Genomic DNA, 14103 nt, shown 5'->3' with positions numbered 1-14103 from the left:
GCCCCGCCTACGATGCGGCCATGGCGAAGAAGCTCGTGATCAAGGTGACCGCCGGGGCCGACGCCCCCGAGCGCTGCTCGCAGGCGTTCACGGTGGCGGCGGTGGCCGTGGCCAGCGGAGTCGAAGTGTCCCTGTGGCTGACCGGGGAGTCGGCGTGGTTCGCCCTGCCGGGCCGGGCCGCCGAGTTCGAGCTGCCGCACGCGGCGCCACTGCCCGAACTGATCGACTCGGTCCTCGCGGCGGGCCGGCTCACCCTGTGCACACAGTGCGCGGCCCGGCGGGACATCACCGAGAAGGACGTCATCGAGGGCGTACGGATCGCAGGCGCCCAGGTGTTCGTCCAGGAGGCGATGGCGGAGGGGGCGCAGGCCCTCGTCTACTAAATCCCGGCGCCCTTCACAGCGCCGACGAACGCCGACCAGGCGCCGGCCTCGATGAGGAGGGCGCCTCGGTCGGGGGCCTTGCTGTCACGGACGGGGACGATGGCGGGGAGGTTGTCGGAGACCTCGATGCACTGGCCGCCGTCCGAGTTGCTGTAGCTGCTCTTGCGCCACGTCACACTGCTCAGGTCGATGGCTCGCACGGCACTTCCTCCAACATCCGCAGGACGAACATCCGCGACTCGGCCAGGGACAGCGCCAGGTCACGTACCGCATCATATGTCCGTTGCAGACGCTCAACCCTGCTTGTTTCCTCGATCAGTTCGCCTCGGACGTCGTTCTCGGCGTAAGCCACGGTGTGGCCGTCCAGCAGCCGCAGGAACATCACGTCCGTACTCACCAAGCCGTGCGGCCCGGCACTGAACGGCAGCACATGAAGCGCGATGTTCGGGTAGTCCGCAGCCGCCGCCAGGAACTCCAGCTGCTCCCTCCATTCACGCGAGTCGCGCAACGAAGTGCGCAGCACCGCCTCGGAGAGAACAACGCGGAACGGCGGAGGGTCGTCCCCTTCCAGCAACTTCCGTCGCCCTGCGCGCGCTTCGACCTGCTGGTCCAGCTCCTCCCCCTTGATGCCGCCAGCCGCAAGCGCCTCACGCGCGTATGCGTCCGTCTGGAGAAAGCCCGGCGGCCTGCTCACGGCGTAGTGCCACAGGCTCACCGCCTCGCTCTCCAGCATCATGTACCGCCGATACTGCTCCTTGAACTGCGTCGGATCCCCAACCGCCAGCTCCCACAAGGTGAGCACCAACCCACCCGTCCCATAGTGCTGATCCAAGGCCTGGGCCACCTCCGGGCTCCCCAGAGTCGCCCCGCTCTCCAGCTTGCCGAACAGGGACGCGTCCCACCCCAACACTTCCGCAAGCTGCCGCAGGCTCTCCCCACGCTCGGCCCGGAGTAAGCGCAGCTCCTCCGCGAACCGTCGCCTGGGCTCCTGGCTTCGCCCGGTGATCACCCTTCTCGACGGCATCGCACCGCACTCCTGCCCGTGGAATTTATGGAATTTGCGGCTCCCCGCGCCGAACGACCGCTGGTCAACGGCGTTTTGGCGGCACGGATGGGCCATGCTCACCCTGAACCCGAATACGCAGAGTAGTACAAACACCGCATTCCGTATAGAAGTTGGATGAAAGGAACGGACCCATGACTACCGAGCCGACGACATCCTTCGAGCCCGGCACGCTGGTCCACGACCCGGACACGGACAGAGTGGGTGAGTACCGGGCCACCGCAGGCCCGTACGCGATGCTGCGGCCCGTCGGCGGGGGCCGGGAGTGGCAGGCGGTCCCCTCGTCGCTCCGCGTGGCCACGCCCGAGCAGCGGCTGAGTGCGGGCGTACGGGCCGCCAACAACCGTGCGGGTAGGGCAACTTGGGGCTATCTGGACGTGGGTCGGCCGCCCCAGCCGGTGGCCGGCTGCGAGACGTGCGCCGAAGTGGCTGGGCTACGGAGGGCCGCGCAGGCGGAGTCGGACGCCAGCGCGGAGACCGACGCGGACGTCCTGATGCGCAGGCACCAGCGGGCGGAGCACGGCTCGTGACCCGTGATCTTTGCGCCCCCCACGGGCCGGGCGGCGGAAGGCCAGCAGGAGAGTGACTGGCCGTATCGCCGACGTCGGCGGGTCGTTGGCAGGGCATGAAGAAGATCATCACTGTCGCCGCGCTGGCTCTCGCCGGCGTCGCCCTCGCCGCCCCTGCCCACGCCGACAACGACTCCAACTTCGGTGGCGGCGTCAACGCCGCCAGCAACTGGAACTTCACCGCCGCTGCCGTATGCCTTCAGGAGGTCGCCGTCGCGCCCGTCCTCGGCGGCTGGGCGAGTGACCACGTCGACAACTGCTCCAACGGCAACGTCATCGACCACTCGGGACGGTAACGCGGCACCGCTTGCCTCCCTGCCCACCTCGCGCTCGACCCGGCCGGTTCCTACTCAGCCTCTGTCTCCGTCCACAGGCAGAAGGGGTGGCCCGCCGGGTCCAGGAGGACTCGTACGTCGTCCTGGGGCTGGTACTCGTGGAGTGTGGCGCCCTCCGACACCGCCCTCGCCGTCTCGCCCGCCAGGTCGTCGACCTCGATGTCCAGGTGGAGCATCATCTGCTGGTCGCCGGGGGCCCGGGTCGGCCAGACCGGCGGGACGTACGCGGGTTCCGTCTGGAGGGCCAGGGAGACGCCCTCGGTGCCGGGCGGGGGGCCGATGAGGACCCAGTCGGGTTCCTCGCTGCGGATCTCGTAATCGAGGAGGCGGACGTAGAAGCGGGCCAGTTCGTGCGCGTCGTGCGTGTCCAGTACGACGGTGGACACTCTCGTACGTCCCACACGGACCCCTTCCGCTACTGCGGTCGCCGTTTCTTGCCGTCCAGCTCGTCCCACCACTCGTCGGACTTCGTGTCGCCGGACGGGTCGTCCCACCAGCGGTCGTCCGGGCCCCGGCGGTTGGCGACGATCGCCGCCAGGGGCGGGATCACCATCGCCACCACGCACATACCCACCGCCACCGGCATCGACCAGAGGCGCACGACTCCCCACGCCAGGACGAAGAGCGTGACGCAGGTGCCCATCATGGCGAAATACACGTGCCGACGACGTGCGTACATACATCCAGGGTAGGTCCGCAGGCCGCCCGTGCGCGGCGAAGGGCCGTACCCCCGAGGAGTACGGCCCTTCGTCGAGCTGTGCCTGTCGTCAGACGGCGATCGCGACCTCCGAGAGGCCGCCCGTCTCGGCGACGACCGTGCGGTCCGCCGTGCCGCCCGGGACGAGCGCGCGGACGGTCCAGGTGCCCTCGGCCGCGTAGAAGCGGAACTGTCCGGTCGCCGAGGTGGGGACCTCGGCGGTGAACTCGCCGGTCGAGTCCAGGAGGCGGACGTATCCGACGACCGGCTCGCCGTCGCGGGTCACCTGGCCCTGGATCGTGGTCTCACCGGGCTTGATCGTCGAGGCGTCCGGGCCGCCGGCCTTCGCTCCACACATGTCTTTTCTCCATCAGAGGTCTGACCGGAGGGAAGGCCGGTCGGGGTGTACGGGGTGCTCGCTTGCTACTGGTCTACTGCTGGTCCCGCTGGTCCTACTTGTTGGCGCCGAGCTCGATCGGCACGCCGACCAGGGAGCCGTACTCGGTCCAGGAGCCGTCGTAGTTCTTGACGTTCTCCACGCCCAGCAGCTCGTGCAGGACGAACCAGGTGAGCGCGGAACGCTCACCGATACGGCAGTACGCGATGGTGTCCTTGGCGAGGTCGACCTGCTCGTCGGCGTAGAGCTCCTTGAGCTCGTCGTCCGACTTGAAGGTGCCGTCGTCGTTGGCGTTCTTCGACCACGGGATGTTGCGCGCGGACGGGACGTGGCCCGGACGCTGCGACTGCTCCTGCGGGAGGTGGGCCGGGGCGAGCAGCTTGCCGCTGAACTCGTCGGGCGAGCGCACGTCGACCAGGTTCTGCGAGCCGATGGCCGCCACGACGTCGTCGCGGAAGGCGCGGATGGACTTGTTCTGCGGCTTGGCCTTGTACTCGGTGGCGGCCCGCTCCGGGACCTCCTCGACCAGCTCGCGGGCGTCGAGCTCCCACTTCTTGCGGCCGCCGTCGAGCAGCTTGACGCTGTCGTGGCCGTACAGCTTGAAGTACCAGTAGGCGTACGAGGCGAACCAGTTGTTGTTGCCGCCGTAGAGCACCACGAGGGTGTCGTTGCCGATGCCCTTCGCCGAGAGGAGCTTCTCGAAGCCCTCCTCGTCGATGAAGTCACGGCGTACCGGGTCCTGGAGATCCTTGGTCCAGTCGATCCGGATGGCGTTGCGGATGTGGTTCTTCTCGTAGGCGGACGTGTCCTCGTCCACCTCGACGATGGCGATGTCGGCGTTGTCGAGGTTGGCCTCGACCCAGTCGGCGTCGACCAGAACGTCGCTGCGGCTCATGCTGTTTCTCCTCCGGGGCAGTTGCGGCGGGGTGGTGCAGTAAGCAGAGGGGGTACGTAGGCGGTCGTGTCCGGTCGTACCCGCTTGTGTGCGGTCAGGCCTGTTGCGACTCGCGCACGAGGGCCCTTGGGTGAAGGGCGCCGGGGATGCGGGAGGTGGTGCGTCGCTGACGCCGCGCGCTCCCGCTCAGAAAGGGCGACAGAGCATGGCGGCGACGCGGCACAGGTCTACTGCCCGCCGCTTCGTGAGATCCGCCTGTCGCTGCATAGCGTCGATCGTAGGGACGGATTGCCGGGGATGTCACCGGCGTGTCGCATGATGAGACGCGATCGTCCGCGATGTGAGATAAGAATGGGGAGAGGCCCGTGATCGCGGGGGTGCGGACGCGGAGGTGAGGGGTACGCCCTTCGCCGCATCTGCGGTACGGACGGCGCCGTCTCGCCAGTTGGACGCCCTCCCGGTGGGGCCTGACTGCCTGACGTTCCCTGAGCTGCCGACGGCCCCGCCGCTACCCCGCAGCTGCTACCCAGCCAGGTTGACGTTCGAACCCTTCACCGTGATGTCCACGCCGGTCTTCGCCGCCTCGACCGAGTCCAGCTTGATACCGCCGGGCAGGCCCTCGATCTTCTGCTGGAAGTCCGTCACCGCGCGCATCCTGCCGTCGGCGAGGTCGATGCCCAGGTTGGGCAGGGAGTCCGCCTTCACCTTCACCGTGTCGCCCGCGACCGTGACCGTGCTGAGGACCGACACCGGCTGCGGCAGTTCCTTGCCGAGCACCGTCGCCTCGACGGCGACCTTGATCTTGCCGTTGCCGCCGTCCGAGAGGCCCACGACCGTGGCGGTCACACCGGGGACCACTTCCGTGGGCTCCGATCCGGTGGTCGCCTTGGTCGCCTTCAGCAGCTCGGCGTACGTGATGTCGGCGCTGCCGGTCGCGGTGGCCGCGGTGACGGAGCTGTAGTCGCCGCTGAACTCGACGCCGCGCATACGGGCGTTCAGGTCGTCGATGCGGATGTTCTGGCCGGAGGTGCCGGTGGCGGCGTCGTAGTCCTTGATGCCGACCTCGACGTCGTCCAGTTCGCCGCCGGCGACCTGGGTGAGGAAGGGGAAGCCCTTGATGGACACGTCCGGGGTGGTGGCCAGGCCCTCGTTGGCCCTGAGGCGGTCCGCGACCTCGTCCTCCGCGAAACCGACGGCGACGCGGTCGGCGATCACGAAGAGGCCGCCGAGGATGACGGCGACGATGAGGAGTATTCGGAGTGCACGCATGTTCGTGACGGTACCGGGGGTGGGGTTGCCGGCGGGCGGGGTGGGGGTGGTTGTCGATCAGTTGTGACAGGGCCCCTGCCCCCGGGGCCTGCGCTGGAAGGATGCGGTGAACGGGCGGGTGGGTGGGTGGGCGATTGGGTCGGAAACCTACGCCAGCGCCCGTCCCACCAGCCACACCGCCGGTGCCGCCGTCGCCAACGGCAACGCGACGCCCGCCGTGAAGTGGACGAACCTCGACGGGTAGTCGTAGCTGGCCACCCGGTGTCCGACGAGCGCACAGACTCCCGCCGCGACCCCGAGCAACGCACCCCCCGTACCCAGGTCCGTCATGCCCCCGACCGCGATACCGGCCCCCGCTGCCGCCAGCAGGGCGACCACCACGGACGCCGCCGTCGGCAACGGCAACGCCCGAGAGAGCACAGCCGCCGCGACCGCCGCCGCCCCGACGCTCACCGCGTCGGGCTCCGCCGCGAGGTGACCGGTCGCGATGATCGCCAGTGCCGCCGAGGCGACCGTCGCCATCAGGCCGGACATCCGGGTGTCCGGGTCCGCGTGGGACCGGAGCTGGAGGAACAGCGTCAGCACGACCCAGACACCGAGCGTGCCGACGATCGCCGTCGGCGCGTTCTCGCGCCCCGCCGCCAGCAGCGCCACGTCGGCCGTCACCGCGCCCAGGAAGGCGAGGGCGATGCCCTGCCGGGCGGGCCACATCCCGTTCAGCCGGAACCAGCCCGCCGCCGTGACCGCCTGGAGGATGACGAGCGGTACGACCAGCGCGTACGACCCGATGGCCGCCGTACCGGACAGCAGCAGCGCCAGCAGTGCCGTGAGGCCGGCGGGCTGTATCCCCGGCTCGATGATCGGCGAACGTCCTTCGAGGCGGGCCCGCTGCGCGTCGGTGATACGCGCGTTGCCCGCGACCGTGGCGGGACCGTACCCGGCATCCGCGGGGGCTCCCTGGGGCGGCAGGTAGGGCGCCGGAGTCTCCGGCACCTCCGCCGTCGCGGCCTGGGCGACCGGGGCGGCCGTCACCGGGGTGTGCATCTGCGTCTCCCAGGTCTGTCCCTGCCACTGCTGCGTGTACTGCTGCGCCTGCGCGTCGTCATACGCCTGCGGCTGCCCCGGCCAGGCCTGAGGCTGCTGTTCCCCGTACGGCTGCTGTTGCTGTTGCTGGTGCTGTGGCTGCTGTTGCTGATACGGGTCGTACCCCTGGTACGCGTCCCCGTACTGCCCGTTGTACTGCCCATATGGCTGCTGTGGCTGCTGGTCGCTCATGTCTCTGTGCTCACCCTCCTGCGAACGGCGGGAGCACCTCGACCGTGCCGCCCTCGGCCAGCCGTACCGTCTCATGTTCGCGGGTGCCCACGGGGTCACCGTCGATGAGGAACGAGCATCGGCGCAGGACCTGGACGAGTTCGCCGGGGTGTCGCTCGCGGACCCCGTCGAGCGCCTCCGCGAGGGTGGCCGCGTCGTACGGCTCCTCGGCGACCCCGGCCGCGGCCTTCGCGGCGGCCCAGTAGCGCACCGTGACCTTTGGCATCTGCCTGTCTCTGCTCTCTGCTTCCTCGATCAATCGGCTGTGACTACGTTCAGGCTAGCCCGCCTTCGCCACAGCCCAGTCCCCGATGCGGCGCAACAGCTCCTCGCCCGCCGCGTGTTCCGCGTGCCCCATCCCCGGCTCCAGCCACAGTTCGCCCGCGTCACCGGCCGCTGCCGCGAGCATCCGGGGGTGGTCCACCGGGAAGTAGCCGTCCCGGTCGCCGTGCACGATCAGCAGGGGTCTCGGCGCTATCCGGGCCGCCGCCTCCACCGGGGAGAGGGGTACGGGGTTCCAGTCCCGGTGGTGGATGCGCGTACGGAGGCCGTAGCGGCCCACCAGGCGGCCCTCGGGACGGGTGATCAGCCAGTGCACGCGCCGCATGGGGGCCGTACCCCGGTAGTACCAACGGGCCGGCGCACTCACCGAAACCACCACGTCCGAGGCCGCCTCCGTGCGCCCCCCGCGCTTCGGCTCGTACAGCGCGGCGTGCCGCAGGACCACCGAGCCGCCCATCGAGAAGCCGACCGTGGCCACGCGGGTGTGCCCGAGCTCACGTGCCCAGCGGACCGCGGCGGCCAGATCGAGGACCTCGCGGTCGCCGACCGTCGAGCGCCCGCCGGACGCCCCGTGCCCCCGGAAGGAGAAGGTCAGCACAGCCCCGTACCGCGCGAACACCTCCGCCACCCGTCGGACGTGCGGCCGGTCGACATCCCCCGTGAAGCCGTGCGCGACGACGAACACGACATGATCGGAAAGATGACCGGAAGGTGGCGCCGAGGCGTCGTATACAACGCCTCCCGGCTCGTATACGGCGTCGATCGTCACCCCGTCGTCGGTGGTCAGAAACCTGCGCAGAGGGGTGCGATCGGCCGTCTCAGAGTTCGGGACGGCGAAAGATCGCGTCACATGACCTGCCGGACCAGTGCTCATGTGGGCTATTGTGCTGGGCAGAGGACTCGGGCAGCGCAGCCCCCGGGTCCTTTTGTGCTTTCGACGGCGCTGTATACGAAGCGGGACGCGAGCGGAACGCTCCAGAAAACCGCAGGTGTACGCCACGTGAATCGCGCAGCAGTACCGAGCAGTACAGCAGTGCCGCAAACGTCCTCGCAGGGACCGAGGAGGAACCAGACGTTATGGGCGAGCAGACCGAGAACGACCGTATGGCGACGACGATCCGGGTAGGTGAGACGCGATGAGCTCACTTCTCCTCCTGACCAATGCCCTCCAGCCGTCGACGGAGGTGCTTCCCGCTCTCGGCCTCCTGCTGCACAACGTGCGCGTGGCTCCTGCCGAGGGCCCCGCACTCGTCGACACCCCGGGCGCCGACGTCATCCTGATCGACGGCCGACGGGACCTCCCGCAGGTGCGCAGCCTGTGCCAGCTGCTGCGGTCCACCGGCCCCGGCTGTCCTCTCATCCTCGTCGTCACCGAGGGCGGCCTCGCGGCCGTCACCGCCGACTGGGGTATCGACGACGTCCTGCTGGACACCGCCGGGCCCGCCGAGGTCGAGGCGCGACTGCGGCTCGCCATGGGACGCCAGCAGATCGTCAACGACGACTCCCCCATGGAGATCCGCAACGGCGACCTCTCGGTCGACGAGGCGACGTACAGCGCGAAGCTGAAGGGCCGGGTCCTCGACCTCACCTTCAAGGAGTTCGAGCTCCTGAAGTACCTCGCTCAGCACCCCGGCCGCGTCTTCACCCGCGCCCAGCTCCTCCAGGAGGTCTGGGGCTACGACTACTTCGGTGGCACCCGTACGGTCGACGTGCACGTACGGCGGCTGCGCGCGAAGCTCGGCCCCGAGCACGAGTCGCTGATCGGGACCGTCCGGAACGTCGGTTATCGATTCGTTACGCCGGAGAAGGGCGACCGCACGAGCGACGAGGCGAAGGCCAAGGCGGCCGCTCTCGCGAAGTCGGACGATGCGGGCGCCACGGGCGATACGGCGGCCCTGGACGCCGTCACGGAGTCGTCCGAGGTCAGCGCCGAGGCGTGAGCCGCGGTACGTGACGCACCCGGGTGACAGCGCACGGCATGGTCCTCGCTCCGGGCGGGTGGTAACGAAGTCCTTACGCCCTGCCCAGAGCGTGTCCATCCGCGTAGACTCCGCGAGTGGCCAAGGTGACTAGGGATGATGTGGCTCGGCTGGCGGGTACCTCCACCGCCGTCGTCAGTTATGTCATCAACAACGGACCCCGGCCGGTTGCCCCGGCCACGCGCGAGCGTGTCCTCGCCGCGATCAAGGAACTGAGCTACCGGCCCGACCGGGTCGCCCAGGCGATGGCGTCGCGGCGCACGGACCTCATAGGCCTGATCGTGCCGGACGCGCGCCAGCCCTTCTTCGGGGAGATGGCGCACGCGGTCGAACAGGCCGCGTCCGAGCGCGGGAAGATGGTGCTGGTCGGCAACTCCGACTACATCGCCGAGCGCGAGGTCCACTATCTGCGGGCCTTCCTCGGAATGCGGGTCTCCGGGCTGATCCTGGTCAGCCACGCCCTGAACGACAACGCGGCGGCGGAGATCGAGGCCTGGGACGCCCGGGTCGTCCTCCTGCACGAACGCCCCGAGGCCATCGACGACGCCGCCGTCGTCACGGACGACCTCGGCGGCGCCCACCTCGCCGTCCGGCACCTGCTGGAGCACGGCTACGAGTACGTCGCCTGTATCGGCGGTGTCGCCGAGACCCCCGCGGTCGGCGACCCCGTCTCGGACCACGTCCAGGGCTGGCGGCGCGCGATGGACGAGGCCGGTGTCTCCACGGAGGGCCGCCTCTTCGAGGTCCTCTACAACCGGTACGACGCCTACAAGGCCGCCCTGGAGATCCTCGCCGACCCGGCCACGCGTCCCCCGGCCATCTTCTGCTCCACCGACGACCAGGCGATCGGCCTGCTGCGCGCGGCCCGCGAGCTGCGCATCGACGTCCCCGGCGAGCTGGCGGTGGCCGGCTTCGACGACATCAAGGAAGCGTCCCTGGCGGACCCGCCCCTCACCACCGTCGCCTCCGACCGCCCGGGCATGGCCCGCGCGGCCGTCGACCTGGTCCTGGACGACGGCGTACGGGTGGCGGGCTCGCGGCGCGAGCGCCTGAAGCTGTTCCCGTCGCGCTTGGTGACCCGGCGTTCCTGCGGCTGCGAGTAGCACGTAGAGCAGCTCGGTCGGGCCTTTATTTCGGGCATACGAGGTTCTGTCGGGCTTCTCAGGGAGCACTCAGCCAGCTCTCATGCTGGGGCGACAAGCTCTGTTCCATGACCGAGAGCTTCCGCCGCAGCGGCGAGTACGAGACCCCCCAGGGCAACGAGCCGCAGTCCGCGTACCCCCAGCAGCACGTCGCCTCTTCCCCCGTGAACCCGGAGTGGCCGCCCCCGCCGGCGTACGAGCCGCCGACGGTCCAGCAGCCCGCGTACCAGGAACCGGCCCAGACCCCGCAGGCCCCGCACGCCCCGCACGCCCAGACTGCGGCCACGGGCACCCTCCTCGCGGAGTCCCCCGCCCACCAGCACAAGAAGCGCGCGAAGGGCCCCTTCGCCCTCCTCGCCGCCGTGGCCATCGTCGCCGCTGCGATAGGCGGCGGCACGGCGTACGGCATCCAGGAACTGACCAACTCGGGTACCGCTGTCACCTCCAGCAGCACCAGCACCAACGTGGTGGCGTCGAGCGCGAAGGGCACGGTCTCCGGGGTCGCCGCGGCGGTCAGCCCGAGCATCGTCGAGATCAACGCGACCTCGAACGCGGGTTCCTCGACCGGCTCCGGCGTGATCATCACGTCAGACGGCGAGATCATCACCAACAACCACGTCATCGCCGGCGCCTCTGCCATCAAGGTGTCGACGAGCGACGGCAAGACGTACACCGCGAAGGTCGTCGGCACCGACAGCAAGAAGGACCTGGCCCTCATCAAGCTGGAGAACGCCTCCGGCCTGAAGACGGCGACCCTCGGCGACTCCGCCGGTGTCCGGGTCGGCGACGAGGTCGTGGCGATCGGCTCCCCCGAGGGCCTGACCGGCACGGTCACCAGCGGCATCGTGTCCGCCCTCAACCGTGACGTCACCGTCGCCACGGAGGAGAGCCAGGGTCAGCAGCAGCAACAGCAGGGCGGCGGAAACGGTGGCGGCTGGCCGTTCGAGTTCGGCGGCCAGGAGTTCAACGGCGACACCGGTACGTCCACGACGACGTACAAGGCCCTGCAGACGGACGCGTCCCTCAACCCGGGCAACTCCGGCGGCGCGCTCATCGACATGAACGGCAACATCATCGGCATCAACTCCGCGATGTACTCGGCGACTTCGTCCTCGTCGGACGCGGGCAGCGCGGGACTGGGCTTCGCCATCCCGATCAACACCGTCAAGTCCGACCTGGCGACACTGCGCTCCGGCTCCACCAGCTGACGCACGAGAGACAGAGAACAGAGACAGGGGTACGTCATGATCAAGCAGGTTTCGCACAAGCTGACCGCCGGTACGGCGGCCACCGGCCCGGCCTCCCTGGACCTCGCCCTCGGCGTGGCCTTCGCCCTGCACCCGCCGACGGCGACGCCCCGGGCCACGGAGGTCGCGACGGTCACGCGTACGGCCGCCGGCCGCAGGGCGACGACGCGCATGCGCCGCCCCGCACTCAGCTGATCAGCTGCTGATCCCTGGCCCCCCGCTGATCCTTCTTCTCCGCAGCAGACCGGAAACGTGCGACGCTGATGGCGTCCGACACGTCCCACCCCACCCGAGGAACCCGCCACCATGAGCCCCGCCGAAGGCGACCGTGACACCCAGCGCATCCTGATCGTCGACGACGAGCCGGCGGTGCGCGAAGCACTCCAGCGCAGCCTCGCCTTCGAGGGGTACGACACGGAGGTCGCGGTCGACGGCGCGGACGCCCTGGAGAAGGCCACCGCGTACCAGCCCGACCTGGTCGTCCTGGACATCCAGATGCCGAGGATGGACGGCCTCACGGCGGCCCGGCGGATGCGCGGCGCGGGCACGACCACGCCCATCCTGATGCTGACGGCCCGGGACACGGTCGGCGACCGCGTCACCGGCCTCGACGCGGGCGCGGACGACTACCTGGTCAAGCCCTTCGAACTGGACGAGCTCTTCGCTCGCGTACGGGCCCTGCTGCGCCGCAGCTCCTTCGCCGCGGCGGCCGTCGCGGGCAGCCTTCCGGAGGACGAGGCCCTCACCTTCGCCGACCTGCGCATGGACCTCGCGACCCGCGAGGTGACGCGCGGCGGCCGGGCCGTGGAACTGACCCGCACGGAGTTCACCCTCCTGGAGATGTTCCTGGCCCACCCGCGCCAGGTCCTCACGCGGGAGCAGATCCTGAAGGCGGTCTGGGGCTTCGACTTCGAGCCCTCCTCCAACTCCCTCGACGTGTACGTCATGTACCTCCGCCGCAAGACAGAGGCCGGCGGCGAGCCGCGCCTCGTCCACACGGTCCGGGGCGTGGGGTATGTGCTGCGACAGGGTGGCGCGGAGTGAGGCGGGTGGTACGCCGGTACCGGTCGCTTCCGATCCGGTCCAGGCTGGCGCTGCTGGTCGCTGCCGCTGTGGCGTTCGCGGTGGCGGCGGTTTCGGTGACGTGCTGGTTCATCGTGCAGGGGAAGCTGTACGACCAGCTCAACACCGACCTGCAGAGGGGAATGAGGGGGCCCGGACAGATCCAGCAGGCCAATGCCGCCCTCTTCGCCTGTTCCAAGACCCCGCAGGGCAACGGTCTGTTCCAGAACAACTACTCCCAACTGGTCACGGAGAGTGGAAAGGTCTGCGCCTTCGACAACTCCACGGGCACTGTCGAGGTGACCCAGTCCGACAAGAACGCGATCAAGAGCGCGGACACCAGCACCGTCCACTTCCGCAACGGCACCGACACCGACGGCACCGAAGTGCGCGTGATGGTCCGGCCGTTGGGTGCCACCGAGACGGCCGCCGGGGACCCCGGACCCCGTGTCGGGCTGGTCGTCGCCGTACCCCTGAAGGGCACCCAGGACACCCTCAACGACCTCGCCCTGATTCTTCTTCTCGTCTCCGGAGTCGGTGTGCTCGGAGCCGGAGCCGCCGGTCTCGCTGTCGCCCGCGCAGGCCTCCGCCCCGTCGACAAGCTCACCGAGGCCGTCGAACATGTGGCGCGGACCGAGGACTTGAGCATCCGTATCCCGGTGGAGGACGACAGCGACGACGAGATCGCTCGCCTCTCCCACTCCTTCAACTCGATGACCTCGTCCCTCGCCAACTCCCGCGAGCTGCAGAAGCAGTTGATCGCCGACGCCGGTCACGAACTCCGCACCCCCCTCACCTCCCTCCGGACGAACATCGAACTCCTCACCCGCAGTGAGGAGACGGGCCGGCCCATCCCCGAGGCGGACCGCAAGGCGCTCCTTGCCTCGGTGAAGGCTCAGATGACCGAACTGGCCGCCCTGATCGGCGACTTGCAGGAGTTGTCCCGCTCGGAGGGCCAGCACGGCGAACGCGTCCAGGTGGTCGCCCTGGAGGACACGGTCGAGTCGGCTCTGCGCCGAGCCCGTCTACGCGGCCCCGAGCTGACGATCACGGCGGACATCCAGCCCTGGTTCGTCCGGGCGGAACCCTCGGCCCTGGAACGGGCGGTGGTCAACATCCTCGACAACGCGGTGAAGTTCAGCCCCGAGAACGGCACGATCGAGGTCCAGCTGACCAACGGCACTCTGACCGTCCGCGACCACGGCCCCGGCATCCCCGCCGACGAGATCCCCCACGTCTTCGACCGCTTCTGGCGCTCACCGTCAGCGCGAGCCCTCCCCGGTTCCGGCCTGGGGCTGTCGATCGTCGCCCGTACGGTCCAACAGGCGGGCGGCGAGGTCACGTTGGCCCGCGCGGAGGGCGGCGGCACGGTGGCCACCGTACGACTGCCGGGGGCGGCTGTTCCGCCGCCGGAGGCGGTGTAGGAGGCTCGACCTCTTGCCAGGTCGTGATACCGGGTTTCCTCGGTC

At 69.6% G+C, this 14103-nt stretch carries 20 protein-coding genes; 9 read left to right on the top strand and 11 right to left on the bottom strand.

Features of this window, described 5'->3' with window-relative positions; translation table 11 throughout:
• The first annotated feature begins 20 nt into the window (after nt 1–20).
• Nucleotides 21–383, top strand: a complete 363-nt coding sequence (locus tag STRTUCAR8_RS15515; RefSeq protein ID WP_006376742.1) for a DsrE family protein — start codon at nt 21–23, stop codon at nt 381–383.
• Here STRTUCAR8_RS15515 and STRTUCAR8_RS15510 read toward each other — a convergent pair.
• Complete coding sequence (locus STRTUCAR8_RS15510) at nt 380–583, bottom strand: DUF397 domain-containing protein (RefSeq protein ID WP_006376747.1); 204 nt, start codon at nt 581–583, stop codon at nt 380–382. The two genes, STRTUCAR8_RS15515 and STRTUCAR8_RS15510, sit on opposite strands and share 4 nt — an antisense overlap.
• Nucleotides 565–1407, bottom strand: a complete 843-nt coding sequence (locus tag STRTUCAR8_RS15505; RefSeq protein WP_006376751.1) for a helix-turn-helix domain-containing protein — start codon at nt 1405–1407, stop codon at nt 565–567. The genes STRTUCAR8_RS15510 and STRTUCAR8_RS15505 overlap by 19 nt, the downstream gene beginning before the upstream one ends.
• A 173-nt stretch (nt 1408–1580) precedes the next feature.
• On the opposite strand from STRTUCAR8_RS15505, the gene STRTUCAR8_RS15500 reads away from it, so the two are divergent.
• Both STRTUCAR8_RS15500 and STRTUCAR8_RS15495 read left to right on the top strand, forming a co-directional pair.
• Nucleotides 1581–1976: a hypothetical protein gene (locus STRTUCAR8_RS15500; protein WP_006376734.1), complete on the top strand. Its 396-nt coding sequence runs from the start codon at nt 1581–1583 to the stop codon at nt 1974–1976.
• A 95-nt stretch (nt 1977–2071) separates the two neighbouring features.
• Complete coding sequence (locus tag STRTUCAR8_RS15495; RefSeq protein ID WP_006376736.1) at nt 2072–2311, top strand: hypothetical protein; 240 nt, start codon at nt 2072–2074, stop codon at nt 2309–2311.
• 50 nt (nt 2312–2361) lie between these two features.
• Here STRTUCAR8_RS15495 and STRTUCAR8_RS15490 read toward each other — a convergent pair whose 3' ends face one another.
• The 9 genes from STRTUCAR8_RS15490 to STRTUCAR8_RS15455 all read right to left on the bottom strand — a co-directional run bounded on the left by STRTUCAR8_RS15490 (nt 2362) and on the right by STRTUCAR8_RS15455 (nt 8078).
• A complete protein-coding gene (locus tag STRTUCAR8_RS15490; RefSeq protein ID WP_006376708.1) occupies nt 2362–2751 on the bottom strand; it encodes a VOC family protein in 390 nt (129 codons plus the stop codon).
• A gap of 14 nt (nt 2752–2765) precedes the next feature.
• Nucleotides 2766–3029: a DUF3099 domain-containing protein gene (locus STRTUCAR8_RS15485; RefSeq protein WP_006376724.1), complete on the bottom strand. Its 264-nt coding sequence runs from the start codon at nt 3027–3029 to the stop codon at nt 2766–2768.
• Between the two features lie 88 nt (nt 3030–3117).
• Nucleotides 3118–3405: a DUF1416 domain-containing protein gene (locus tag STRTUCAR8_RS15480; RefSeq protein WP_006376727.1), complete on the bottom strand. Its 288-nt coding sequence runs from the start codon at nt 3403–3405 to the stop codon at nt 3118–3120.
• Between the two features lie 94 nt (nt 3406–3499).
• The gene (locus STRTUCAR8_RS15475) at nt 3500–4339 is read right to left on the bottom strand and encodes a sulfurtransferase (RefSeq protein ID WP_006376757.1); all 840 of its coding nucleotides are present in this window, start codon (nt 4337–4339) and stop codon (nt 3500–3502) included.
• Between the two features lie 186 nt (nt 4340–4525).
• Nucleotides 4526–4606: an Ms5788A family Cys-rich leader peptide gene (locus STRTUCAR8_RS55640; RefSeq protein WP_351335063.1), complete on the bottom strand. Its 81-nt coding sequence runs from the start codon at nt 4604–4606 to the stop codon at nt 4526–4528.
• A gap of 255 nt (nt 4607–4861) precedes the next feature.
• Nucleotides 4862–5608 (bottom strand): LmeA family phospholipid-binding protein, encoded by a 747-nt coding sequence (locus STRTUCAR8_RS15470; RefSeq protein WP_006376725.1) that lies wholly within the window; start codon nt 5606–5608, stop codon nt 4862–4864.
• A gap of 147 nt (nt 5609–5755) precedes the next feature.
• Entirely contained in the window at nt 5756–6883 is a 1128-nt protein-coding gene (locus tag STRTUCAR8_RS15465; RefSeq protein WP_006376741.1) for a hypothetical protein, read from the bottom strand.
• A 10-nt stretch (nt 6884–6893) separates the two neighbouring features.
• Nucleotides 6894–7148: a MoaD/ThiS family protein gene (locus STRTUCAR8_RS15460; protein WP_044472262.1), complete on the bottom strand. Its 255-nt coding sequence runs from the start codon at nt 7146–7148 to the stop codon at nt 6894–6896.
• Between the two features lie 54 nt (nt 7149–7202).
• Complete coding sequence (locus tag STRTUCAR8_RS15455; protein WP_086025759.1) at nt 7203–8078, bottom strand: alpha/beta hydrolase; 876 nt, start codon at nt 8076–8078, stop codon at nt 7203–7205.
• A 262-nt stretch (nt 8079–8340) separates the two neighbouring features.
• Between STRTUCAR8_RS15455 and STRTUCAR8_RS15450 the strand changes: the two genes are divergently transcribed.
• The 6 genes from STRTUCAR8_RS15450 (at nt 8341) to STRTUCAR8_RS15425 (ending at nt 14058) form a co-directional block, all read left to right on the top strand.
• On the top strand, nt 8341–9144 hold the full coding sequence (locus STRTUCAR8_RS15450) for a response regulator transcription factor (protein ID WP_006376728.1): 804 nt from the start codon (nt 8341–8343) through the stop codon (nt 9142–9144).
• A 116-nt stretch (nt 9145–9260) separates the two neighbouring features.
• Nucleotides 9261–10286 (top strand): LacI family DNA-binding transcriptional regulator, encoded by a 1026-nt coding sequence (locus tag STRTUCAR8_RS15445; RefSeq protein WP_006376719.1) that lies wholly within the window; start codon nt 9261–9263, stop codon nt 10284–10286.
• Nucleotides 10287–10393: 107 nt separating this feature from the next.
• A complete protein-coding gene (locus STRTUCAR8_RS15440; protein ID WP_006376756.1) occupies nt 10394–11533 on the top strand; it encodes a S1C family serine protease in 1140 nt (379 codons plus the stop codon).
• 36 nt (nt 11534–11569) lie between these two features.
• Nucleotides 11570–11767, top strand: a complete 198-nt coding sequence (locus STRTUCAR8_RS15435; RefSeq protein WP_006376726.1) for a hypothetical protein — start codon at nt 11570–11572, stop codon at nt 11765–11767.
• A gap of 111 nt (nt 11768–11878) precedes the next feature.
• Nucleotides 11879–12616, top strand: coding sequence for a response regulator transcription factor (locus STRTUCAR8_RS15430; RefSeq protein WP_006376754.1), 738 nt, complete (start codon nt 11879–11881; stop codon nt 12614–12616).
• Nucleotides 12613–14058 carry a HAMP domain-containing sensor histidine kinase gene (locus STRTUCAR8_RS15425; RefSeq protein WP_044472261.1) on the top strand — a complete coding sequence of 482 codons (1446 nt, stop codon included), beginning with the start codon at nt 12613–12615 and terminating at the stop codon, nt 14056–14058. Before STRTUCAR8_RS15430 ends, STRTUCAR8_RS15425 begins: the two co-directional genes overlap by 4 nt.
• Nucleotides 14059–14103: the final 45 nt, after the last annotated feature.

The sequence above is a fragment of the Streptomyces turgidiscabies Car8 genome (assembly GCF_000331005.1).
Classification (GTDB): Bacteria; Actinomycetota; Actinomycetes; order Streptomycetales; family Streptomycetaceae; genus Streptomyces; species Streptomyces turgidiscabies.
This window is presented reverse-complemented; position numbering and strand designations above follow the sequence as displayed.